The sequence below is a fragment of the Paenibacillus sp. p3-SID867 genome, from assembly GCF_025142895.1.
In the GTDB taxonomy this organism is placed as follows: Bacteria; Bacillota; Bacilli; order Paenibacillales; family Paenibacillaceae; genus Paenibacillus_AQ.
In genome coordinates this window covers 320,573-343,051 of record NZ_JAMBDM010000006.1, presented here as the reverse complement: position 1 = coordinate 343,051, position 22,479 = coordinate 320,573, and the positions used below count along the sequence as shown (strand labels likewise).

Below are 22,479 nucleotides of genomic sequence, written 5' to 3'. Positions count from 1 at the left end.
CATATATTTTCCGGACTGTTTGGTCAAGAAAAATAATTTTTGGAGAAATCCATCAGTTTCTTTTACCCAAACGTTATATTAACAGAAAAGACAAAACGAAAAGTGAGAGGTTGGCTAATGCAAGTATGTGATCTCTATGAAAACCTGAAGGACGATGTCCAGCGTTATGCCAGATCCATCGCCAAGCATGCCTACGAAGCGGATGATCTGGTCCAGGATGCCTTTATGAAGGCCATCAAGGAGCCGAACCTGGCAGCTCAGCCCCTTCACAAGCAAAAGGCCTGGTTCTTCAGAGTCGTCAAAAATCGCATGATCGATATTAGCCGCCGGGAGAAGCGGCTCGTATCGTGGGAGGATGACCTGGACGTGGCCGAGCTCCCCGTTTCAAGCCGCAATATAGAAATGACGGAATGGCTCGCCCGTTTGCCGCAATCGCAGAGTGATATCGTGTTTAAGCGCTTTTGGCTCGGCATGTCCAGCCAGGAAATCGGCGAGCAGCTGGGCATGCCGGCAGCCACCGTTCGGTACAAATTGCAAACCGCCATCAAAAAATTGAGAAAACTATGGGAGGAAGATATGAAATGAGCAGAATCATTGAAAATGTGGGAATGTTGGATCTTACGCAGGCAACGGAGGAAACCGTAACAAGCATCGAACGGATCGGAAACGTAGGTCTTGTGATATACCGGGCAGAAACGGCACACCTGCTCACGCTGTTGAAAAACACAGGCAATATCGGCAAGACGATTGAAATCCCCGAGGGACACCGTTATTACAGCGGCACGCTGCGACTGGACGAGGAATATTTTCAGCTCTTGGAGCAGCCGGACCGCGTATTCGTTAACGGTACGGTCATCATCGATAAAGGAGTATCCCTCGAAGCATTCCAGAATGGGACGCTGCACCTGGTGGTCAACGGCGAGGTTTATGCTCCCCGGCATCTGGCCGCTGCCGTTACCTCTTCACTCCTCAAAATGGGAGGCGCCAGCGCGGAGATTCACGCTTACGATTACGAACCCAGGTTCGAGTCCGGGAAAGTGCAGTTGAACAATGCATACCTGTCCTCCAGCAGCGAGCCTATGGAGCTGGTCCTGAGCGGCATGGTTCACCTGGATAAGGAGCTGGATATGGAGCAGTTCACGGCCCGGATTGAAAGGATCCAAGTTAACGGTAAGGCGATTATCCATGAACATCAATCCCCATATTTCTACGAAAAGTTGAAAACGATAAACGGCTTGGTCGAGGTGATCCCGGCAGGGTTCGAATATGTAACCAAACCGTTAAGGCTAAACGCAAGAACCGTTCGGCGCTTCAAAGGCCATAAACTCTACACGAAAAAGCCGCTCATTCTCGAGGCGGACGTGACTCGGGACGCCTTCAGCCAGGCCGTGTCGGAGATACAATCAACTTCGTTTATCATTTGCGGCGAAGAGATCGAGGATCTGGTTTGGGAGCGCTGTCCCAACCTGAATACGGAAATCGTAAGTTACGAGCGGCTGTTTGTGTTCATCAACGGCGAGGAGACCTGGTCAAAGGATCAGCTGGCGGCTTTGGGGCAGCCGGCGAGCTTCATCGTTGACGGGACGCTGACCTTTGATGATGACGTCACCGAGGAAGATATTAAAGCCTCGGTGTCCTCCCTGGATCTTTTTGGCGAAGTCGTTGTAGGGGAAAAAAGAATTAAAGGCATTTTGTACCCTTACCTTCGGGTAAACAATGGAAGTATTATAGTGAAGGGGACGGAAGAGGAGCTTGCAGGTATTGGTAATGTCGGAATGTTGTCGCTATAAATAGAAATGAGGAATGAAACCATGAATATCAATAATGAAGATATTGCCAAACAGCATGTTCGCGATCTCCGTCAGGAACTGGAACGATGCCGGATGGCAAAGCAAACACGGATCACAAGTGGTGTGGCTGCCATATCGAAGGGGAGTACACGGAAATCCGATGGAAAATGGAAGTCTTTACTTGAAACCATCATCATGATGGGAAGAAGAATGCTCTAATCCGGCAGAACGGGTAGGGCGCCAATCCGATTCTTGTGAATCGTCGATGCCATGCGCATCGGCGATTTTTTAATTGTGAGGAAGCTTGGATAAAGACGCACTGGAGGAGCTTGCCGATGTGTTGGAAGTCATCCAGGCATTATCCAGGGTGCATGGTGCGGAGCCTTTGGATTATAGATGTGGAGTAAGTGGATTGCTATGCAGAACGTGATCGACATGTTTATTTATTAGTGAATAATGCTGCAATTTGGGTTCATCATGCGATAAAATCATGCTATATACTGGTTTTTCCCTAACCCGAACGTCATAACATAAGGGGTTGAGCATAGTAAAAAGGAGGTTCTTCCTTTGAAAATTGGCGAATTGTCTAGAGAGACAGGCGCAAGCATTAGATCCATAAGGCATTATGAGAAGCAAAAGTTAATTACAGCTATACGTATGGAAAATGGTTACCGAGAGTTTAACGAGTCCGATATTGAGCGTATTAAAACGATACAGAACTATTTGACGCTGGGACTAACCACCTTAGAAATAAAACAAGTTTTAGATTGTCAACTACAGTATGGTGATGCAGAGACGGATGAAAATTGCGAAACAGAAATGCAGGGACAATATGAAGAAAAATTGGATGAAATTAAGGGAAAAATCAATGCATTGACCGATTTACAAAACCGATTGGAAATACAAATCAATAAAAATGAAAGAAAGTCATGACTGCGGGACAGAGGTGTCCTCTTCCTTTGCAGTTTATCCATCCGTTGTCGGGTGGATATTTTTTTCTGTTTGATTCTGCACTACGGAATCTTCTGGGGAGCCGGTGCGTATGTGACGCAGCTTCCACATGATCATTAAGGCGACCAGTATTAACCCGAGCGCAGAGATCGAATACGAAAGTTGAATAGTCAACGAAAAAGAGGATTGTACAGCATGAAGCATTTCAGCTCCTAACTTATCGGGCAATTGTCCGGCTACCGCAACGGCTGCACCGAGGCTATCCAAGGCCGTACTTGCTGCTTCCTCAGGTACTTCCCTGGGAATGGAATCCGCTAATGATCCGCGGTAAATGATCATGGCGAGACTACCCAGAAAAGCGATTCCCATAGCATTGCCGAGTCCGGAGCCTACATCTTGCATGGCCGAGGCAGAGCCCGCGCGCTCCTGCGGCACACCGGCAATGATAAGTTCACTGCCAATGGTCATGACGGGTCCCACACCGAGCATGAAGAGTGAAACCCCGGTAATGAGGATCGCCGCCTCCGCTGTATTTGCGGTCAGGATGATTATCACTGCCCCTCCGATTGCAACGGTGAGCCCGGACGCCATCGCGTATGCGGGACGCATCCATCGGGTGAGTACGGGGGCTAACAACGTCCCGACAATCGACAGTATAGCAGGGGTCATAAGCAGCAGTCCTGCATGCGTTGGTGAGAGCCCAAGAACGGTTTGCAAATGTTGAATGAAAAGCATGTAGGCCCCACCGTTTACCAAGAGCACAAGCAGTAGGGAGAGTAAGGAGACGGAGAATGCAGATTCGCGAAACATGCGTAAATCCAACAGCGGTTCCTGCAAGCGCAATTGTCGGCGGACAAATAGGACCCCAACGATTACGCCCAATATCACTGTACCGACATAAAGAAGATGGAATCCGCGCTCTGCGATTTCCTGCAGTCCGAAAATTACGGCTATCAAGGCAAACAGGGACAGGGCTACGCTGACAATATCCATACGACCGGCTTCCGAGTCACGATACGTGGGGAGCAATGGAACGGCCAGTAAAAAGATCAGGGCAACCGGAGCATTGATGAGGAAAATCGCGCCCCACCAAAAATGATCCACCAATAGCCCACCGATTGGAGGCCCCAGTGCCGCCCCGGCGGAGAAAGCACTCAAGTTCACCGCGATTGCCACCGAAAACTGTTTCGGATCGGGAAACATATTGCGCAATAAGGACATCGCAGACGGTGTGATCGTTGCGGCTGCCACACCAAGAAACGCACGGGCGACAATCAGCATCCAAACCGTGGTCGAGAAAGCGGCAATGATAGATGCTAGTCCGTATACCGTCACGCCGATCGCGAGCAGCCGACGCCTCCCGATGCGATCTGCCAGCCTTGCCATGGTAATCAAAAATCCGACGGTCAAGAACTCGCCGATGTGGAGAATCCAGAGCGTTTGGGTGCTGCTCGGCATTAAATCAGCCGAGATGGATGGCATCGCAAGAAACAATCCGGTCATATCGGTGGCCAGCATGAAAACCGGCAGCATCAAGGCTGCGAGTCCCAGCCATTCCCGCCAGGTTGCCCGGGGAGGGTTTTTCCTCATTTTGCTGACATGAGTGTTATTCATGTTTTTTTCACCTTCCATTCCTAAATGAGTTTCAGATGTGCTAAGCCTCATGCTAAAGCATGACACTAGTGTCACAGTCAACAAAATCATGATAATAATGCCTGGAGTTGTATAGAAATAGTTGGATCGCCTGCATTAAAGTTTGTACCTGGGCGGACAAAAGCGGGAGGCAGTGGAAGCGGCCATGCGTATCGCGAGTTATCATTCAGAGAACCACACAAACTGACCACCTTCCATCTAACAAAATGACACCTCTCCCGCTCAGTCGAGCCTGCGGCAAACAATATCCCTCTATCGGCAAGACATCAGGCAGTCCACTCTTTCCATGAGAAGATTTACAATGAAAGCGATACTTCAGCGAAGGAGATGTCTTATGAATTTTGATCTGAATATCGTACCTTTCAGCCGTAGAGAATCCTTCTTGGCAATTTCCCTTCTGCCCGCGGCAAAGGACCGCAGACCAGGACTTTACCTGCGAACCGTCCGTGGAGGGGATGACAAGTTTGGCGAGGCGTTTCTGATAGAGCTGCTAAACCGGCAGAACGAGCCGGTTCCCTTTGAACCTGTAGCATCACCCGACAAAATCAGGCTAACGGCCTCCGATTCGGAAGGCCATGCGGACATTTGCATATCGGACTCCAGGACCGTCCGGTTTCGCGCGGAAGGCTGCGGCATAAGGCTTACTTTTTTCCCCGCAGCGTATGACTACGCCTACGAGACAAATCCGGACAGCTGGGAAGTGAACAGCTTCACGCACGGCTGCCGCTTCATGCTGACCCGGCTTGTTGGCCAGATGAGCATGGAGGTCGAATGGAACGAGATCAAGAGCTCGCGGGTGACCGCCGACTTCTCCGTGGATACTGCAACCGATACGGCTGAATTCGCCGTAGAAGAGTTCATGACCGTCATGACGCCGCGTACCGACTGGGAGTCCTTCGACGATGCGGTTGAAAGCGTTCGCGAGGATTATGCCGATTGGTTGAACAATACCCTGACCGTCCCTGAGCGGTGGCAGGAAGCAAGGGAGCTCGCTGCCTATATTACCTGGTCCTGCGTAGTTCCGGCCGAAGGCTGTTTAACCCGCCCAGCCATGTATATGTCCAAGAATTGGATGACCAACATCTGGAGCTGGGACAACTGCTTTAACGCGATGGCCCTCATGCGGCATCAGCCGGAGCTGGCTTGGGATCAGTTCATGATCTTTTTTGACCGGCAGGATGAGAGCGGCCTGATCCCCGACTTCGTGAACGATAAATACGAGCTTTGGAATTGCAACAAACCGCCGATTCACGGCTGGACGCTGGCCTGGATGATGAGGCGAACCGATTTCATTAAGGAGACCCAGCTGCGCGAGGTCTACGGCCCATTATCCAAATGGACGGAATGGTGGTTTACGCACCGGGACCATGACGGCGACGGCATCCCCCAGTATAACCACGGCAACGATTCAGGCTGGGACAACAGCACGGCATTTAATAACGGCATCCCCGTTGAGAGCCCTGATCTTGCCGCTTATTTGATTATCCAGATGGAGACGCTGGCTGAAATCGCGGGTTTGCTGGGCCTGACCGAGGAATCGAGTCAATGGAGACGGAGTGCGGATGATACGCTGGATCGCATGCTCCGGCATTTCTGGAGAGACGGTCGATTCACCGCCTGCCGTTCGGGAACGCATGAGGTATCCGAGGGAGACAGCCTGCTGCTGTTCGTTCCGATTCTGCTGGGAAAACGCCTTCCCGAGTATATCCGCACGGCTCTATTGGAAGGACTTCGAGAGGAAGGCCGATTCTTGACGAGCAACGGCTGGGCGACCGAGAGCGTAAACAGCCGTTACTATAAGGCGGACGGATATTGGCGCGGGCCGATCTGGGCCCCTTCCACGATGCTGCTGGTCGAAGGGGTGGCGGCGGCCGGCGATAAGGAGCTGGCAATGGAGATTGCGCAGCGGTACTGCCGGATGGTCAGTCTCAGCGGCATGGCCGAGAATTTTGATGCCCTGACCGGAGCGGGGCTACGCGATCGGGCGTTTACCTGGACTTCCAGCGTATTTTTGATTCTTGGACATGAATACACCCTATAACGATGACGGACAAATACTTCTTCCCGGGCTTTTGCCTTGCGGGGGAGGTGCTTTTTCCGTTTTCTCTCATTTTCCATTTGCCGCCTAATTACAAGCTCTTTGTTCGGGTTTATAATGAAAGCGGTATCAAGGACGGGTTCACAGTCCTGCCTCATAGCGAACGAGTGGATGTAAGTTTCACGATACGATACGACAATAGGGAGAGTAACCATGAATCTTCAGGGGATCAAAGATCGAGTGGGCCGGCTGTTCACCGGCACCTATCACAGTATACGAACCAAGCTGCTTACTTGTTTTTTAATCGTCACCCTGATTCCGCTGTTCTCGCTTGGTGGACTTTCTTATGTCCAATCCGCTAAAGTGATTAACTCCCAGTTCGGCAAATACGGCGATAATGCCGTAGCGCAGCTGGAGCAGCAGACCAGTTCGGCATTGGAGCGGATGAAGCAGACGGCGGAGACGATCTATTCCTATTTACTGGACCCGAGCCACTCGGGAATCGGAGCAGGGACGCCATCCACATACGGCGACATCATGGAGAAGAACGACTTCGAATCGTTGTTAAAGTCTCTTCGGACGCAGCTGACAGCAGGAATTTACATCATAACGTCCTCCGGCTATTACTATGGGGAGAACAATCTGGATGTGAATAAACTCGGCAATATTCCAATGTGGAACACGAGGCCGAAGGCATATGCCGGGACTTATTGGCTCGGTTTTTATAAACAGGACCATTCCATCAAGAGCAGCGATAGCGACAACGTGCCTGTCCTAGGATTGGCGGTGCCGATCCATCACCCGGACAAGGCTCAGGACGGCAGCGTCATTCTGATCGAGGAGAACGCCGAGGAGCTGCTGCGCAGTTATGCCAAGTTCGAGGCCGACACGCATGCCCACCTGCTCATTACATCGCCGGACGGCACGGTCGTGTATGAGACGGACGCTCGGTATACGCCCCATGACAGCGATGTGGCCTGGACCCGGACGATTGAAGCCAACCAATGGACCATGGAAGCCAGAATTCCCGCCAAGGCGTTCTATCAATCCTCGGACGTGATTCGGGCGAACACGATGGTTGTTGCCATCGTATCCTGCTTGCTCGCTTTTGGCATAGCCTATCTGTTCTCTTCCCGGTTCACTTCGCGGATCCGGACCTTGAAGGACTCGATGCAGAAGGTAAGCTTCGGCAAGCTGGATACCCGTACGCCGATCGAGGGGAGGGATGAGCTGGGCAGCCTCGATATGAGTTTTAACCGGATGGTAACGGGCGTGCAGACCCTGATTGGCGAGGTGGAGCAGAGCGAGCGGCTGAAAAAAGAGGCCGAGCTGCGCGCATTCCATTATCAGATCAACCCCCATCTGCTGTTCAACACCCTGAATTCCATCCAATGGAAGGCCCGGCTGCAAGGCGCGGAGGACATTCGCCAGATGCTGTATCATCTGACGATGGTGCTGGAGGGAAATCTGGATATTTCCCAGGAGCTTGTTACCCTGAACAGGGAGCTGCGCATGATCGGTCACTTTCTGAAAATCCAGGAGATCCGGTACGGCGAGGTGTTCCGTTATGAGCTGGATTGCGATGAGGCGCTGCTGCCTTATTTGATTCCACGGATGACGCTTCAGCCGCTGTTCGAAAATATTTTTTTCCATGCTTTCACCGATGGTCAGGGAGAGATCCATGTCAAGGTCGAGGAGGATCACGATGAGCTGGTGCTTACGCTTCGCGATAACGGAGCCGGCATCAGAGAGGAGAAACTCGCACAGTTATTCTCGCCGGAGATGAAGCGGAAGGGACGCGGCGGGCTTGGCGTGCGGAACGCCGATCAGAAATTCAAGCTGCATTTTGGCCCTCTATACGGACTCAAGGTACATTCGGTTAAGGGAGAAGGAACAACGATTACTATACGATGGCCGAAAAAGGAGGAGTCTTGCGATGATGAAAGCAGGGAACATTAAGGTGATGATTGCCGACGATGAGAGCATTGTGCGGAAGGGACTCCGCTCCACGGTCCCGTGGGACCGGTTCGGGATGGAGGTTGTGGCAGACAGCCCCAATGGTCAGGCGGCCTGGGAGGCTTTTCTGGAGTTTCGACCGCAAGTGGTCATTACGGATATCGTCATGCCGGAGATGGATGGGATCGAGCTGTCGCGCAAGGTGAAGGAGGTCGCGCCGGAAACCCGAATCATTCTGCTCAGCTGTCACCGGGATTTCGAATATGCCCAAGAGGGGATGCGGCTCGGCGCTTCGGGATATCTGCTGAAAACCGCCTTCGAGGACGAAGAGCTCGAAGCGATGCTGGGAAAATTCCAGCGTGAGCTGTCCGATACGCCGGCCCACGGGTACGAGTTGGAAGAGCAGGTTTCTGCTCACCTGTTTGCTTGGCTTAACGGGCACAGTGACCGTTTCCCTGGAGAACTCCGAAAGCTTTGCAGCCGCGTCGGGCTGGGAGAGGGCAAGCCCATCTCGCTGTATCTGATCAAAACGGCGGGCTGCAGCGGCAGTTGGGAGCACCTGCTGCAGGAGCAAGGCACCGATGAGCCGGGGTTACGCAGCAGCAAGCTGATTCCTTACGGCGCGGACAGCTGTTATTGGGCCATACCGGAGGAGTTTAAGGGAGCGGCAGACAGCCTGCTGGTGGAGATCAAGAGCCGGTGCGGGAAGCTTGCATGGAATTGGCGGGGAGACCTTCAGGACTCGGAGGATGTGCAGAAAGCCTTTCAATCCTTGCACAAGGAAGCCGAGCTGGAGCGGGTGTACGGTCTGAGCGGCGAGCAGTGGCCGGAGCCGATCCTGCAGGCGGTTCATCTGCTGCACGAACATCCCGCGGACGAGTGGTCGGCAGCGGAGCTGGCTCACCAGGTGGGGCTGAGCCGCAGCCATTTTTCGATCCTGTTCAAGAAAACGGTTGGCGACAGCTTTATCACATTCCAATATAAGCGCAAGCTCCGTCTCGCCTATGGTTTGCTGCGCGAAACCTCCTTAACGATGCAGGAGATCGCCGAGAAGACCGGGCTTGGCGACAGCAAATATTTCAGCAAATGGTTCAAGCGCTGCACGGGTCAGACGCCAAGCCAATACCGTGCCGAACAAAAAGGGGAGCCATCGTAAACAAATGAACACCCGTCTATGCAAGTTCGAACAAAAATACGATCATCTGCGAATCAGCGCACGTTTTGAACCGCTTTCATCCGAGTTATGATGAAAGCGGTTCAATTCATATCAACTCAATACTTTAGGGGAGCTGACAATATGAAAAAGAAAATGTCATGGATCGCGTTGGTTTCGGTGATGACGTTAATGGCATCCTTGCTGGCCGCATGCGGCGGCAGCGGCGGGACCGGGGCATCGAAGGAGCCGGACGGCAATTCATCGGGCGCGGCAACGACGCTTCGCTTCGCTACCTGGGATACGGGAGATGCGCTTAAGATTGAACAAGAGATCGCCAAGAAGTTCGAGGAGTCGCATCCAGGAACCAAGGTACAGGTGGAGGCCTATGCCGACGGCTTCGATCAGAAGCTGGCCGCGGGATTCGGCGCAGCCAATCCGCCGGACGTGATGTACATGTGGGATTTTCCGACGTATCACCAGTCCCTGGAGCCGCTGGATTCCTACGCGTCCAAGGACGAGGACTTGAATATCGACGATTTTTACCAAGGATTGTTTAACTACGGCAAGATTGATAATCAGCTGTACGGAATCCCTGCGGGCTTTACGACCCGGGTGGTGTACTACAACAAGAAGATGTTCGACGATGCGGGCATTCCCTACCCGAGCGATGGATGGACATGGACGGAATTCCAGGAAATCGCCCAGAAGCTGACGGATAAATCCAAGAAGCAGTACGGCTTCGGCGTTCGGGCCGAGAATGATACGTATGACCTTCAAGGGTTCGTATGGAGCAACGGCGGTTCCTTTATTTCGGAGGACGGGACAACGATTGAAGGGTACATGAACAGCAAGGAAACGGCGGAAGCCATTCAGATGCTGGGCGATATGCTGAAGAACGGCTCAGCCGTCCTGACTGGAGGCAAAGGGCAGCAGAGCGGTGAGGATATTTTCAAGGCCGGCAAAATTGCCATGTGGGAGAGCGGTATCTGGCCGCTGGAATCCTTCAGGGAAGCCGGAATCGATGTGGGTACGGTGGAGATGCCGGCCTTTGAGGGCAAACCTGTGAAGGGCGTGTTGGCCGAATCCGCGCTATCCATAGCGAAGGATTCCAAGAACAAGGATCTGGCGTGGGAATTCATTAAGTTCTACGTATCGGATGAAGCGATCAAAATGCGCGTGGCCGATTTGCCGGTCCGGGTCAGCGTGGTCAACGAGCTGAAGAAGGACCAGGATCCGCTCTACAAGCCGTATTACACGATGCTGGAGCGTTCGGACAATACGCCGGCCTTCCTGCTGAATCCGAAATGGAACGAAGTCAACCGCCAGCTGTCGGCAGCCGTGGAATCCGTCATGTTCGGCAGCGATGCCCAGGAGGTTCTGAACCAGGCGGTGAAGGATAGCGAACGCTATTTGAAATAAACGAAGAAAGAAGGTTCGCGAAAATGGCCCACACTCATGCACCTTACTCACAACAGCAGACAGCGGCCCCGAAGCGACTTGGACCAAAACGATGGGGTGGGGCCGTGCCCTACCTCTTCATTTTTCCATGGATATTCGGATTCCTCGTTTTTACGCTTGGTCCGCTGCTGTTTTCCCTCGTCATTTCGTTTTTTGATTGGCCGATCGTTGGCCAGGTGACCTTTGTCGGCATCGACAACTATGTGGAGATGTTCTCGAACGATCCGCTGTTCTGGAAATCGCTGCTGGTTACGTTAAAATTCGCGGCTTTGTTCGTGCCGCTGAACATCATCGTGGCTCTGGGACTCGCCATGCTGCTCAATCAGAAGGTAAAAGGGAGCGCGTTCTTCCGCACTGCCTTCTACCTGCCGTCTGTCATTTCCGGCGTAGCCCTCGCCATGATCTGGTCCTGGGTGTACAGCGGGGATTACGGGATCCTGAATTTTTTCTTATCGCTTGTCGGCATCGAAGGGCCGGATTGGCTGAACGATACGAAGTGGTCCCTGGTCGCCATGGTCATTGCAAGCCTGTGGGGACAGGGCTCGATGATGCTTATTTTTCTGGCGGGTCTCAAAGGCATTCCGAAGGACCTGTATGAGTCGGCCTCGATAGATGGAGCGGGCAAGATCAGGCAGTTCTTCAATGTGACCATCCCGATGATCACGCCGACCCTGCTGTTTAACCTGATTACGTCCATCATTGCTGCCTTCCAGCAGCTGACGCTGGCGCTTCTGCTTACGGGCGGGGGCCCGCTGAAGTCGACGTTTTTCTATGCGATGTACATGTACGAGAATGCGTTCAAGTACTTCAAGATGGGTTATTCCGCAGCCAACGCCTGGTTCATGTTCCTGATCGTGCTAACGCTGACGTTTCTTGTGTTTAAGTCCTCGGAGGCCTGGGTGTTCTATGAGGGCGAGATGAAGAAGGAGAAGGCGAAGCCGAAGCGTGCCAAAGCAGGCGTGCCTGCCGGCAGAGAGGGGCGTTCCGCATGAAAAAAGTAATTACTTACACACTGCTCATCTTGTGCTCGCTGTTGTTCATTGCTCCGCTCTTCTGGGCTATCACAACAGCGCTGAAGTCGCAGCAGGAGCTGTATCTGTTTCCTCCAAAATGGTTTCCTTCCGTGTGGAGATTCAGCAACTTTGCGGAAGCCTGGAGCATTCAGCCGTTTAACCTGTTTTTGAAAAATACGCTGATCGTGACGCTGCTGTCGACGCTCGGTCAGCTCATATCGTGCACGCTGGTGGCGTACGGGTTCGCCCGGTTTCAGTTCAAGGGGCGGGATGCGCTGTTCCTGATCGTGCTTGCCACCATGATGATTCCGTGGGAAGTGACCATGATTCCGCAGTATATGGAATTCAACTACCTGGGCTGGATCAATACGCTCAAACCGCTGATTGTTCCGTCCTGGTTCGGTTCCGCCTACTTTATTTTTCTGCTGCGCCAGTTCATCATGACCTTGCCGAAGGAGCTGGATGAAGCGGCAACGATTGACGGGGCGGGCAAAATGACGGTTCTGCTGCGAATCATCGTGCCGCTGATGGGACCCTCGCTCATTCTGGTGGCCGTGTTCCATATGATGAGCTGCTGGAACGATTATCTGGGTCCGCTCATCTTCCTGAACGATCAGACAAAATATACGCTGACGCTGGGGTTATCCCAATTCAAGGGCATGCACGGCGTCGATATGCAATCCATCATGGCGATCACCTGCCTGATCTCGATTCCGCCGCTGGCCGTCTTTTTCTTCGCGCAGCGTTATATCGTTGGCGGCATTGCCACGACGGGGATCAAGGGATAAACGGTGCCGGTTGATAATAGGCATCCAAGATCGATATGTTGCATGATGCAATATCCAAACATAGAAGTGCGTGTTCAAAAAGTCATGGACAGTTGACCTTTTGAACGACAACTAGAAGCTTAGACCGCTTGGGAAAGGATGGAGAGACATGATGAAAGACCGTCATATCGGCCGCGACTGGGATAACCTGAGCGTGCTGGAACGGAACCGGGCGAAGAGCCGGGCCTATTTCATTCCGTTCACGGATGAGGACGGAGCGCTCAGTTATGACAGAGGCAGCTCGGCCTGGTACCAATCGCTGAACGGGGTGTGGAAATTCCACTATGCCGAGGAGCCGGAGAGCGCTCCTGAAGCATTTTATCAAGAGGATTACGATGTATCGGCCTGGGATGACCTTCCCGTTCCGGGGCACTGGCAGCTGCAGGGCTACGGGCATCCGCATTACACGGACCTGTACTATCCGTTTCCTGTGGATCCGCCGCATGTGCCAAATGCGAATCCGACCGGAAGCTACGTACGCGATTTCGAGCTTCCGGAACATTGGGACGGCAGAAAGATTTGCGTTAAATTCGACGGGGTGGACAGCGCGTTTCATGTGTGGCTGAACGGGTCGTTTATCGGTTACAGCCAAGGCAGTCGGCTGACCTCGGAATTCGATCTGACGCCTTATTTAAAGCCTGGGGTAAACAGGATGTCCGTCCGGGTATACCAGTGGTCGGATGGAAGCTATCTGGAAGACCAGGACATGTGGTGGATGAGCGGCATTTTCCGGGATGTGTATCTGGTGGCCGAGCCGTCGGCGCTTCGCATCAACGACTTCCGCGTAACGACCAAGCTGGATGAGGAGTATCTGAACGCCAAGCTGAACGTACGTTTGGAACTGGGAGGAAGAGAGCACGGCTCCGCCCAGTTGCGGCTGTTGAATGGAGCCGGAGCGGAAGTGGGATCAACCGGCAAAGACGTCGGGCACGCCGCCGTGGAGGACTTTGCGATAGAGGTAGCCGGTCCGGATTTATGGAGTGCCGAGTCACCGGCACTGTACCATCTGGTGATCACCCTGCGGAATGCCCAGGGGGAGACGCTGGAGACGGTTGCGCAGCGCGTCGGCTTCCGCACCATCGAAGTAAAGGACGGGCAGCTCCTCGTTAATGGCAGGGCGATCCTGCTGAAAGGGGTCAACCGCCATGACCATCATCCGGATACGGGCCGAACCGTCACCTTGTCCACGATGCTGGAGGACATCCGCTTGATGAAGCAGCACAACATCAACGCCGTACGGACGGCGCATTATCCGAATGATCCGCGGTTCTACGAGCTGTGCGACGTGTATGGGCTGTACGTGATGGAAGAGACGGATCTGGAGACCCACGGCTTCGAGCCGCTCGGCAACATTTCCCGCCTGAGCGACGATCCCGAGTGGAAGGAAGCGTACGTGGACCGCGTCCGTCGGATGGTGGAGCGGGACAAAAACCATCCGTCCGTGCTGTTCTGGTCCCTCGGCAACGAATCCGGCTTCGGCTGCAATTTCCGCGCAATGGCGGACTGGTGCCGGGAGAATGATCCCACGAGGCTGATCCATTACGAAGAGGACCGCGAAGCCGAGGTGTGCGATGTAGTGAGCACGATGTATTCCTCCGTTGAGAAGATGGAAGGCTTCGGCAAAATGACCGACCATCCCAAGCCGCATATTCTGTGCGAATTCGCGCACGCGATGGGCAACGGGCCCGGCGGACTGCGCCCCTACTTTGATACCTTTGAAGCGTATCCCCGCCTGGCGGGCGGTTTCGTATGGGAATGGATCGATCACGGGCTGAGCAGAAGGACTCCGGACGGCAAGAAGGATTATGCATACGGCGGCGATTACGGCGATGTGCCGAACAACGGCAATTTTGTTATTGACGGTTTGGTTCGTCCGGACCGGACGCCTTCACCCGGACTTCTGGAATACAAAAAGGTCATTGAACCGGTCCGTATGACGATGGGAAGAGTCGGTGTGCTTCATATCATGAACCGTTATGATTTCATTTCGCTGGATCATTTGCAGGCCCATTACCGGGTATTGTCCGATGGACAGCTTGTCCACAGCGGAGTGCTGGAGCTTCCCCGCATCGAAGCAGGCACAAGTGCAGAGCTTAGCCTCTCGAAGGTTTTGGAGCAGGCGACAATAGGCGTGAGTCCTTATGCCGAGCTGTGGCTTGAGGTATCCCTCTCGCTGGCTGCGGACTGCCGCTGGGCGGAACGGGGACATGAGGTGGCGTGGTCCCAGCTTCTGCTGCGGGAATCGTCCAAGCCAGAATTCGAGTCAACGGCTGCCCTGCGGCGGGGCCCCTTGCAGATTAGCGAGGAGAAGCATAGCCTTCAAGTGGGGAATGGAAGCTTTCAGTTGTCACTCAGCGCTCTCCGTTCAGGCTTCCAAGGCTTATCCCTCCATGGCAAAAGAATCATGCTTGGCGGTCCCGCGCTGAACTTCTGGCGTCCGCCGATCGATAACGATATGTACGTGCTCCCGGATTGGCGCAAGGCCCATCTGGACCGGCTCTCTGAACGGATCGATCATTTCGAATGGAAGCGATTAGACCAGGAATGCGTTGAGGTACGGCGGGTTTCCCGCATTGCCCCGCAGGTATATGACTGGGGCTTCCGCTGCGAAACGTCCTATACGATCACCTCCAGCGGTCTGATGATCATGGATGTGAAGGGAGAGCCGATCGGCACGCCGCCTGCCATGCTGCCGAAAATCGGATTGCAAATGCAAGTCGCGGGCGACATGGAACATGTCCGGTGGTACGGCAGAGGACCTGGGGAAAGCTACCCGGACAGCCTGGAAGCGGGACGGTTCGGGGAATACCGCAGCACCGTGGACGGATTGTTTACGCCCTATATCTATCCGCAGGAAAACGGGAACCGCTCGGATGTCCGCTGGGTCTCGCTGGCGGATGGTGCGGGAATGGGGCTTCTCGCCGTTGGCGAGCCCGCCCTGAACTTCAGTGCGAGCCGGTACACCGATCAGGATGTCGAGGCTGCGGCGCATGCCAGCGATCTTGTTCCGCGCAGTTTCATTACGCTGAACCTGGATTACCGGCAGAACGGGCTTGGCAGCAACAGCTGCGGTCCGGCACAGGCTCCCGAGCACTCGATCAAGCCGGAGCCGTTCTCGTTCCGCATTCTGCTGATGGCTCACGCTGCCGAGGATACCGACCCGGTACGGCTGAGCCGGCGGATGCGCTCGGAAGCGGAATTATACAAGTAACCGACTGATTTCATTTCAGATCGTTTTCGGATTTTCTGGAGAAGGGGAATAACATGTCCATTTACATCAAAGACCTGCTGCAGCTGTCTACGGGGGTGCGCCGGTTCCTGATAAGCGAGGCCTTCTACGGCATCGGAATCGGTCTCTATACACTCGTCCTGAATCTGCATCTGCTCTTCCGGGGGCTAAGGGAGGACGAAATCGGCGCGTTGGTATCGATGGGCATACTGATCATGGGCGTTCTCGCCATTCCGGTATCCCTGCTCGCTAACCGGACCGGAAGAAAAAAACTGCTGGTTACCGGCGTATTCTTTATTGCCGCGGGCAATGTGCTGTTTGCCGTCAGCGATGAATTGCTGTGGTTCTATGCCGCTCAAATATTGGTGTCTGCCGGCTTGACGCTGGTGGAGACGACGGAGATCCAGCTTCTCTTCCATTATTGCCGTTCCCGTAAGGAGGAAGCCCGTGCATTTTCCTTGATGTTTGCCGTCTTTACGGCTTTCACGGGTCTCGGAACGCTGGCAGCAGGATATATTTCGAAGGGGCTCGAAGGAAGCAGAGGTTATGAAGTGTCGCTTCTGCTGACCGGGCTGGTGCTTGTGCTTCACGGCGTCATCCGGGCGTTCTGGCTGCCTGCCGAGAACAAGGCTTCAGAGGCGGCAGCGGCGGCAGCAGCTTCACCTTCGAGAGGCATCTCCAGGCTAATGGGACCTCTATCCTCCGGGACCTTGTGGCTGTTCGCCGTGTTTACGGCGCTGCTCGGCGGCTGTATCGCCATGACCGGCTCATTCCTGAACGTCATCGTGAAGTTCCGCCTGGATTGGATGGACGACCAGGTATCCCTGATTCTGGCCATCGGCGCGATCCTGCTGTTTATATGCTCGTTGATGACGCCGTACGTCATGGAGCGGTTCGGTTATAACACGGCCATTATCTCGGTATTTATCGTTAATATTTTGCTGTTTGCCGCTCTATACATGATTCTCCCCGTATGGCTGTTTATCGGGCTGTTTCTACTGCGGGGCGGTGGCGTGACCATGCTGTCCAATCTGCTGGACAGTCTGCTGATGTCGGCCTTTAATGAAAAGGAACGGAATCTGTACGCCGGCATGAGGTCGGTATTCCGAAGTTTAGGCTCGTCCGGGGCAACCTTTGTTGCTGGACTGATCCTGGCCCGGCAGGATTATCGGCTTCCCTTTCTGGCCACAGCCGGCGTGCTGCTCCTATGCGGCCTGTATTACGTATGGTGGATTCGCCCTGTCTTATCCAAGAGAATAAACAGCGGTATCGAGCCATGAATGTGAAAGGCCGTCTAAGAGGGAAATTCCCTTTTAGGCGGCCTTTTTGCCGATCGCAGCAGGCTCTTTCAAATTCATCTTACGGTGTCTGCTTCACTGCTGCAGGCTGAATCCGTATTTGTTCGATGGAAAGTCTTTAAACATATTGACATCAAAAATTGGTACATGTTTAAATAGAAGAAGTGTTAGCACTCTGCTGTAAAGAGTGCTAAATGAAACCTCGTTCAGATTGGAAGGGAGATTTTTTCATGGCGAAAAAACAGTTTAAAGCTGAGTCCAAACGGCTGCTCGAGATGATGATTAACTCCATCTATACGCAGCGCGAAATTTTTCTGCGTGAGCTGATTTCAAATGCCAGCGACGCGATCGACAAGATTTACTATAAAGCGCTGACCGACGACAATTTGACCTTTAATAAAGAAGACTACTACGTTAAGATTACCGCAGATAAAGCAAACCGTACGCTGACCATTACCGATACGGGGATCGGAATGACAAAGGAAGACCTCGAGAACAACCTCGGCATCATCGCCAAGAGCGGTTCCCTTGCATTCAAGAGTGAGAACGAAGCGAAGGACGGCCACAATATCATCGGCCAATTCGGCGTAGGTTTCTATTCCGCCTTCATGGTTGCCGATGTCGTTACCGTGACGAGCCGTGCATTGGGCAGCGATGAAGCGTTCAAGTGGGAATCCGAAGGCGCGGATGGATACACCATTACGCCGGCCGATAAGGATTCCGTCGGAACCGAGATCGTTCTGAAGATCAAAGAGAACACGGAAGATGATCAGTATGACGAGTATTTGGAAGAATACCGCTTAAGAGCGATCATCAAGAAGTACTCGGACTTCATCCGTTATCCGATCAAGATGGACGTGAAAACGCAGCGTCCGAAGGCTGATGCCGAAAATGAGTTCGAGGAAGTCCAGGAAGAGCAGACCATCAACAGCATGGTGCCGATCTGGCGCAAGAACAAAGGCGAGCTGACGGACGAAGATTACGTGAATTTCTACAACGAGAAACGGTACGGCTTCGATAAACCGCTCAAACACATTCATGTCAAAGCGGACGGTGCCGTCGTATATAACGCGATTCTGTTCATTCCCGAGAATACGCCGTTCGATTATTACACCAAGGAATACGAGAAAGGGCTTGAGCTCTATTCCAACGGCGTCCTGATCATGGACAAATGCGGCGACCTGCTGCCGGACTATTTCAGCTTTGTGAAAGGGATGGTCGATTCCGAGGATCTGTCGCTGAACATCTCACGCGAGATGCTCCAGCATGACCGTCAGCTGACGCTGATTGCCAAGAACATCAAGAGCAAAGTGAAAAGCGCGCTGCAAGGCATGATGAAGGACGAGCGGGAGAATTACGAGAAGTTCTTCGCATCCTTTGGCAGAGGACTGAAATTCGGCGTTTACAACGATTACGGCATGAACAAGGAAGATCTTCAAGATCTGCTGCTGTTCACTTCCTCCAAGGAGAAGAAGCTGGTCTCCCTGGACGAGTACGTATCGAGGATGCCGGAGGATCAGAAGTATATCTATTATGCTTCCGGCGATTCCATCGACCGGATCGAGAAGCTTCCGCAGACGGAAATGGTGCCGACAAAGGTTATGAAATTCTGTACTTCACCGACGATGTCGATGAGTTTGCGATCAAGATGCTCATGAAATACAAGGAGAAGGAATTCAAGTCGGTATCCAGCGGCGATCTTGGCCTCGATTCCGAGACGGACAAACAGGAGAATGAAGCTGAAGAGAACGACAATAAGGAGCTCTTTGAAGCTATGGGCAGCCTCTTGGCCGGCAAGGTGAAATCCGTTAAAGCCTCCAAACGACTGAAATCCCATCCGGTATGCCTGTCCACGGAGGGCGATGTCTCAATTGAGATGGAGAAGATCTTGAAGGCGATGCCGAACGGACAAGATATCCAAGCCGACAAGGTGCTGGAGATTAACACGAACCATGAGGTGTTCAAATCGCTGAAGGCACAGCAAGCGGATCAGGATAAGCTGAAGCTCTACACGAATCTGCTGTACAATCAGGCGCTGCTGATTGAAGGCTTGCCGATTGCCGATCCGGTGGAATTTACGAACGATATTTGCAAAATCATGGTGTAACCGTCGTAGCTAGCTCATGCGATGTAATAAACAAACCCGAAACTCTGGTATGGCACCAGGGATTCGGGTTTGTTTTTTTCTGCATGTCACCTGAACACGATGCAGTTCTCTACGCCACGTCCGCGGCAAGATCCGATAACAATCCGTTCTCGGGCGCCATGCCCAAGAGGTCATATACCGATATCGGGAACATCGGAAAGCCGACATAGTACGGCGTGATGGCATATAGCGGATAGAAGATGACCAGTGATTTATCTGCCAAATAGAAGTCCTGATTCGGCGAAACGGTGACCGGACCGCTCTCCAGCACGGGAATGCCGCGTTCCTTGATCTGACGATTCACTTCGGCGGCCAAAACGGCTTGATAGCCGGCGCCCGCACGGAACAGGTCGGATAAGGCGTAGGATTTACCGGTGGCCGTGGAAAAGGTCAGGCCTTTCGTTACCGTATGTCCATGTGCCATAGGTTGGGAGTAGGTGTAGTTGGTCAGCACGAGGCTAAGGATGCCTCGTTCATTCGTTTTGATTTCAAAAGTGCCCGTCGTTTGCGGGTTGGTGCCGGTCTGAACTTGCTGCTGTTCACGCTGCATATCCTGGATTTGAACAATAATGGCCCGGTTGATGGCTTCCTCTGCTCCAGGATTTATGAGGCCGTATACCTGCGGATAATGAATCACGAGACCGGGTGCCGTATGCGTGAGGGTATGGATGCTCACCGGCGGTACATATTGCGCCATGCGTACCATCGCTCCAATCTAACATCAGATACGTTAGCCTATTCGGAAGCGGGCGCGAAGGTTACGCAGCCGGAGGGGAGGAAGTTTTCGGACTTCCGAGGCTGGCGGGCTCAGAGGGTCGGCAGCCCGGTTAACCCGGCAGAACGGCTTCGGTCAGGCAGAGTGCTCCAATGCCACAGAACGCTCCAATGCGACAGCGGGAGTCCAGGTCCGTGGGCGTGTTTGTTGCAAATCGGACGGCCCTCACTCCTTCTCTGCAACGCCAGACGTAAGCAGTCTTCTAACAAAGATCGTGAATATGGCCAAGGATACGACAACCGATACTGCCGTAACCGTAAACAGATATGCATAGCCGATACGCTCGGAGACCAGGCCCAGCAGGATGGCGCCAAGCCCGATGCCGAGATCGAATGCGGTCATGAAAGAGGCGTTGGCTGCGCCTCTCCGATCTTCGGGAGCAATGCGCAGGGTGGCTGCTTGAAGAGCGGGCTGGGCCGAGCCGAAACCGATGCCGTACAGAATGGCCGCCGTAATCAGTCCGGGCAATCCGCTCGACAGGCTTAAGACGATTAGAGCCGCCGCCGTTACGACAAGGGACGGAATGATGACAGCCGCTTCGCCGAAACGGTCCGACAGCTTCCCGGCAAAGGGCCTGATCAAGGTAAGAGCGACGGCGTACACCAGGAAAAAGGTTCCCGGATTGACCCGGATGGACTCGGCGAATAGCGGGAGGAAGGTTGTAATTCCCCCATAAGCGACAGCCAGAAAAAAGATGGCGACCGTGACCGGGAGAACGGATTTCTCGACAAGCTGAATTCGTCCTGCCGAAGGTTTGGCTTGATAAGGGGCTCTGGTCATGTAGGCCAGTATGAAGGCAATCAGAGAGAGCCCGGTAGCGACAAGAAACAACGTCCGAAACGAATACCCGCTAACGATATAAGTACCCAGCATCGGGCCGATGGCCATTGCCACCGTCATCGCCATACCGTACCAGCCCATGCCTTCCCCACGACGGGAGGTCGGAATTAAATCCGTAATGACCGTTCCGATGGAGGTTGTCGAGAAAGCCCAGCTCGCGCCGTGAAGGATCCGCAGAGCAAGCAGAAGCAGAATGCTGCCGACCCAATCGTAGAGATACATCGAGAGGACAAAGAAGATAAGACCCCAAATGTAAAAAGCTCTCCTGCCGTACCGATCCACCAATCCCCCGACCATTGGGCGAAACACAACCGCCGTCAGCGTGAACGCGCCGGCCGCCAAGCCCACCTGGGTCTCGGAGCCGCCTAAATGCTTGATATACAGCGGAAGCGTGGGCAGCAGCAGATAGAAGCCCGTAAACAGAAATAACATCCCGACCGTCATCTGAATAAACGGTTTCGTCCATAAACGCTCCATCTTCGTATCCCTCCTTATATCCAATGTGAAAAACGCTTGAACGCTAGTCTTCTTCGGACTTAACGGCCGTTATTTCTTTCTTGACCCACTCGATATTCGTCATTCCCATCTGCTTCCGGTGATCCAGCACCCTCAGCAATTGAAGCCGCAGTTTCTCAGGTTCGGGTTTATAAAACGTGATCTCTGCTTCAAAGTCCGTCACATGTTTCAGGTTGGTCTCCAAATAAATCAAATACTGCTCTAGACAATCGAGCCGAACCTTCTTCGGAACATACCGGAAATACACCATTTTGAAATGGAATATTTGCTCCGTATCCATGTTGTAGTCCAGGGGGGTCTCCATAAGGTCGTGAAACTTCTTCCGTCCGGAATCGGTAATCCCGTAGATTTTTCGAGGGCGTTTGCCTCCGCCGGATTCGTCCAGACGAAGATGGATCCACTCGTGATCCACCATCCGGGAGAGCAGGGGATATAACGTTCCGGAACTGATCTGGCGGTAAGGCCCGCCTGCATTTTTAAGGATCTCTTGGAGCATATAGCCGTGTTTATCCCCGGTCATCAATTCACCCAGAACAAAAATTTCATACATATGAGCTCCTCCATAAATATGTCGTATCGATATAAATATATATCGATACGACATATAATACAATACCTGGAGAATATTTTTGGCAATCGCTCTCCTAATGACGGTTGTCCGAATTTCAGGATGGAGAGGTGCAGCAATTGAAGCCGATCCCAGAAGGATCGGCTGGAAGAATGCGAAGGGGGAGGAAAGAAGCCAACTCAAATTGAGAAATATAGCAGACTTGGATCCGTTGTGCATAGCAGGGAGTAGATGCATGTGCTTGCATAGGCGAGCCGTCCCTGGC

At 53.2% G+C, this 22,479-nt stretch carries 16 protein-coding genes and 1 pseudogene; 13 read left to right on the top strand and 4 right to left on the bottom strand.

The window, feature by feature from the left end:
* The first annotated feature begins 117 nt into the window (after positions 1–117).
* The 4 genes from M4D81_RS15045 (at position 118) to M4D81_RS15030 (ending at position 2,723) form a co-directional block, all read left to right on the top strand.
* The gene (locus tag M4D81_RS15045; RefSeq protein ID WP_071221259.1) at positions 118–585 is read left to right on the top strand and encodes an RNA polymerase sigma factor; all 468 of its coding nucleotides are present in this window, start codon (positions 118–120) and stop codon (positions 583–585) included.
* Positions 582–1,790: a hypothetical protein gene (locus tag M4D81_RS15040; protein WP_260067080.1), complete on the top strand. Its 1,209-nt coding sequence runs from the start codon at positions 582–584 to the stop codon at positions 1,788–1,790. Before M4D81_RS15045 ends, M4D81_RS15040 begins: the two co-directional genes overlap by 4 nt.
* A gap of 21 nt (positions 1,791–1,811) precedes the next feature.
* Complete coding sequence (locus M4D81_RS15035; protein WP_071221257.1) at positions 1,812–2,009, top strand: hypothetical protein; 198 nt, start codon at positions 1,812–1,814, stop codon at positions 2,007–2,009.
* A gap of 348 nt (positions 2,010–2,357) precedes the next feature.
* A complete protein-coding gene (locus M4D81_RS15030) occupies positions 2,358–2,723 on the top strand; it encodes a MerR family transcriptional regulator (protein ID WP_071221256.1) in 366 nt (121 codons plus the stop codon).
* A gap of 33 nt (positions 2,724–2,756) precedes the next feature.
* On the opposite strand, the gene M4D81_RS15025 is transcribed toward M4D81_RS15030, so the two are convergent.
* Positions 2,757–4,451, bottom strand: coding sequence for an MFS transporter (locus M4D81_RS15025; protein ID WP_397376696.1), 1,695 nt, complete (start codon positions 4,449–4,451; stop codon positions 2,757–2,759).
* Between the two features lie 277 nt (positions 4,452–4,728).
* On the opposite strand from M4D81_RS15025, the gene M4D81_RS15020 reads away from it, so the two are divergent.
* The 9 genes and pseudogenes from M4D81_RS15020 (at position 4,729) to htpG (ending at position 19,476) form a co-directional block, all read left to right on the top strand.
* Positions 4,729–6,435: an amylo-alpha-1,6-glucosidase gene (locus tag M4D81_RS15020; RefSeq protein ID WP_260067077.1), complete on the top strand. Its 1,707-nt coding sequence runs from the start codon at positions 4,729–4,731 to the stop codon at positions 6,433–6,435.
* Positions 6,436–6,645: 210 nt separating this feature from the next.
* The gene (locus tag M4D81_RS15015; RefSeq protein ID WP_260067075.1) at positions 6,646–8,391 is read left to right on the top strand and encodes a cache domain-containing sensor histidine kinase; all 1,746 of its coding nucleotides are present in this window, start codon (positions 6,646–6,648) and stop codon (positions 8,389–8,391) included.
* Positions 8,369–9,544, top strand: coding sequence for a response regulator (locus tag M4D81_RS15010; protein ID WP_260067074.1), 1,176 nt, complete (start codon positions 8,369–8,371; stop codon positions 9,542–9,544). Before M4D81_RS15015 ends, M4D81_RS15010 begins: the two co-directional genes overlap by 23 nt.
* Positions 9,545–9,685: 141 nt before the next feature.
* Positions 9,686–10,963, top strand: coding sequence for an ABC transporter substrate-binding protein (locus tag M4D81_RS15005; RefSeq protein WP_071221252.1), 1,278 nt, complete (start codon positions 9,686–9,688; stop codon positions 10,961–10,963).
* 23 nt (positions 10,964–10,986) lie between these two features.
* The gene (locus M4D81_RS15000; protein WP_071221251.1) at positions 10,987–11,994 is read left to right on the top strand and encodes a carbohydrate ABC transporter permease; all 1,008 of its coding nucleotides are present in this window, start codon (positions 10,987–10,989) and stop codon (positions 11,992–11,994) included.
* Positions 11,991–12,803 carry a carbohydrate ABC transporter permease gene (locus M4D81_RS14995; RefSeq protein WP_071221250.1) on the top strand — a complete coding sequence of 271 codons (813 nt, stop codon included), beginning with the start codon at positions 11,991–11,993 and terminating at the stop codon, positions 12,801–12,803. Before M4D81_RS15000 ends, M4D81_RS14995 begins: the two co-directional genes overlap by 4 nt.
* Before the next feature lie 151 nt (positions 12,804–12,954).
* The gene (locus tag M4D81_RS14990) at positions 12,955–16,053 is read left to right on the top strand and encodes a glycoside hydrolase family 2 TIM barrel-domain containing protein (RefSeq protein ID WP_260067136.1); all 3,099 of its coding nucleotides are present in this window, start codon (positions 12,955–12,957) and stop codon (positions 16,051–16,053) included.
* Positions 16,054–16,106: 53 nt separating this feature from the next.
* Positions 16,107–17,351: an MFS transporter gene (locus M4D81_RS14985; RefSeq protein WP_260067072.1), complete on the top strand. Its 1,245-nt coding sequence runs from the start codon at positions 16,107–16,109 to the stop codon at positions 17,349–17,351.
* A 248-nt stretch (positions 17,352–17,599) separates the two neighbouring features.
* Positions 17,600–19,476: pseudogene (htpG, locus tag M4D81_RS14980) on the top strand (molecular chaperone HtpG).
* Between the two features lie 109 nt (positions 19,477–19,585).
* Here htpG and M4D81_RS14975 read toward each other — a convergent pair.
* The 3 genes from M4D81_RS14975 to M4D81_RS14965 all read right to left on the bottom strand — a co-directional run bounded on the left by M4D81_RS14975 (position 19,586) and on the right by M4D81_RS14965 (position 22,196).
* On the bottom strand, positions 19,586–20,212 hold the full coding sequence (locus M4D81_RS14975; RefSeq protein ID WP_260067071.1) for a DUF3298 and DUF4163 domain-containing protein: 627 nt from the start codon (positions 20,210–20,212) through the stop codon (positions 19,586–19,588).
* Between the two features lie 243 nt (positions 20,213–20,455).
* Complete coding sequence (locus tag M4D81_RS14970) at positions 20,456–21,625, bottom strand: MFS transporter (RefSeq protein ID WP_397376695.1); 1,170 nt, start codon at positions 21,623–21,625, stop codon at positions 20,456–20,458.
* Between the two features lie 25 nt (positions 21,626–21,650).
* Positions 21,651–22,196: a PadR family transcriptional regulator gene (locus M4D81_RS14965; RefSeq protein ID WP_260067068.1), complete on the bottom strand. Its 546-nt coding sequence runs from the start codon at positions 22,194–22,196 to the stop codon at positions 21,651–21,653.
* Between the last annotated feature and the right edge of the window lie 283 nt (positions 22,197–22,479).

Bases quoted from the DNA above. Each gene is read 5' to 3' on its own strand.
- M4D81_RS14975 (WP_260067071.1), bottom strand. From the start codon at position 20,212: ATGGCGCAATATGTACCGCCGGTGAGCATCCATACCCTCACGCATACG.
- M4D81_RS15000 (WP_071221251.1), top strand. From the start codon at position 10,987: ATGGCCCACACTCATGCACCTTACTCACAACAGCAGACAGCGGCCCCG.
- M4D81_RS14995 (WP_071221250.1), top strand. From the start codon at position 11,991: ATGAAAAAAGTAATTACTTACACACTGCTCATCTTGTGCTCGCTGTTG.
- M4D81_RS14990 (WP_260067136.1), top strand. From the start codon at position 12,955: ATGAAAGACCGTCATATCGGCCGCGACTGGGATAACCTGAGCGTGCTG.
- M4D81_RS15010 (WP_260067074.1), top strand. From the start codon at position 8,369: ATGATGAAAGCAGGGAACATTAAGGTGATGATTGCCGACGATGAGAGC.
- M4D81_RS15020 (WP_260067077.1), top strand. From the start codon at position 4,729: ATGAATTTTGATCTGAATATCGTACCTTTCAGCCGTAGAGAATCCTTC.
- M4D81_RS15035 (WP_071221257.1), top strand. From the start codon at position 1,812: ATGAATATCAATAATGAAGATATTGCCAAACAGCATGTTCGCGATCTC.
- M4D81_RS14985 (WP_260067072.1), top strand. From the start codon at position 16,107: ATGTCCATTTACATCAAAGACCTGCTGCAGCTGTCTACGGGGGTGCGC.
- M4D81_RS15045 (WP_071221259.1), top strand. From the start codon at position 118: ATGCAAGTATGTGATCTCTATGAAAACCTGAAGGACGATGTCCAGCGT.
- M4D81_RS15005 (WP_071221252.1), top strand. From the start codon at position 9,686: ATGAAAAAGAAAATGTCATGGATCGCGTTGGTTTCGGTGATGACGTTA.
- M4D81_RS14965 (WP_260067068.1), bottom strand. From the start codon at position 22,196: ATGTATGAAATTTTTGTTCTGGGTGAATTGATGACCGGGGATAAACAC.
- M4D81_RS15040 (WP_260067080.1), top strand. From the start codon at position 582: ATGAGCAGAATCATTGAAAATGTGGGAATGTTGGATCTTACGCAGGCA.
- M4D81_RS15015 (WP_260067075.1), top strand. From the start codon at position 6,646: ATGAATCTTCAGGGGATCAAAGATCGAGTGGGCCGGCTGTTCACCGGC.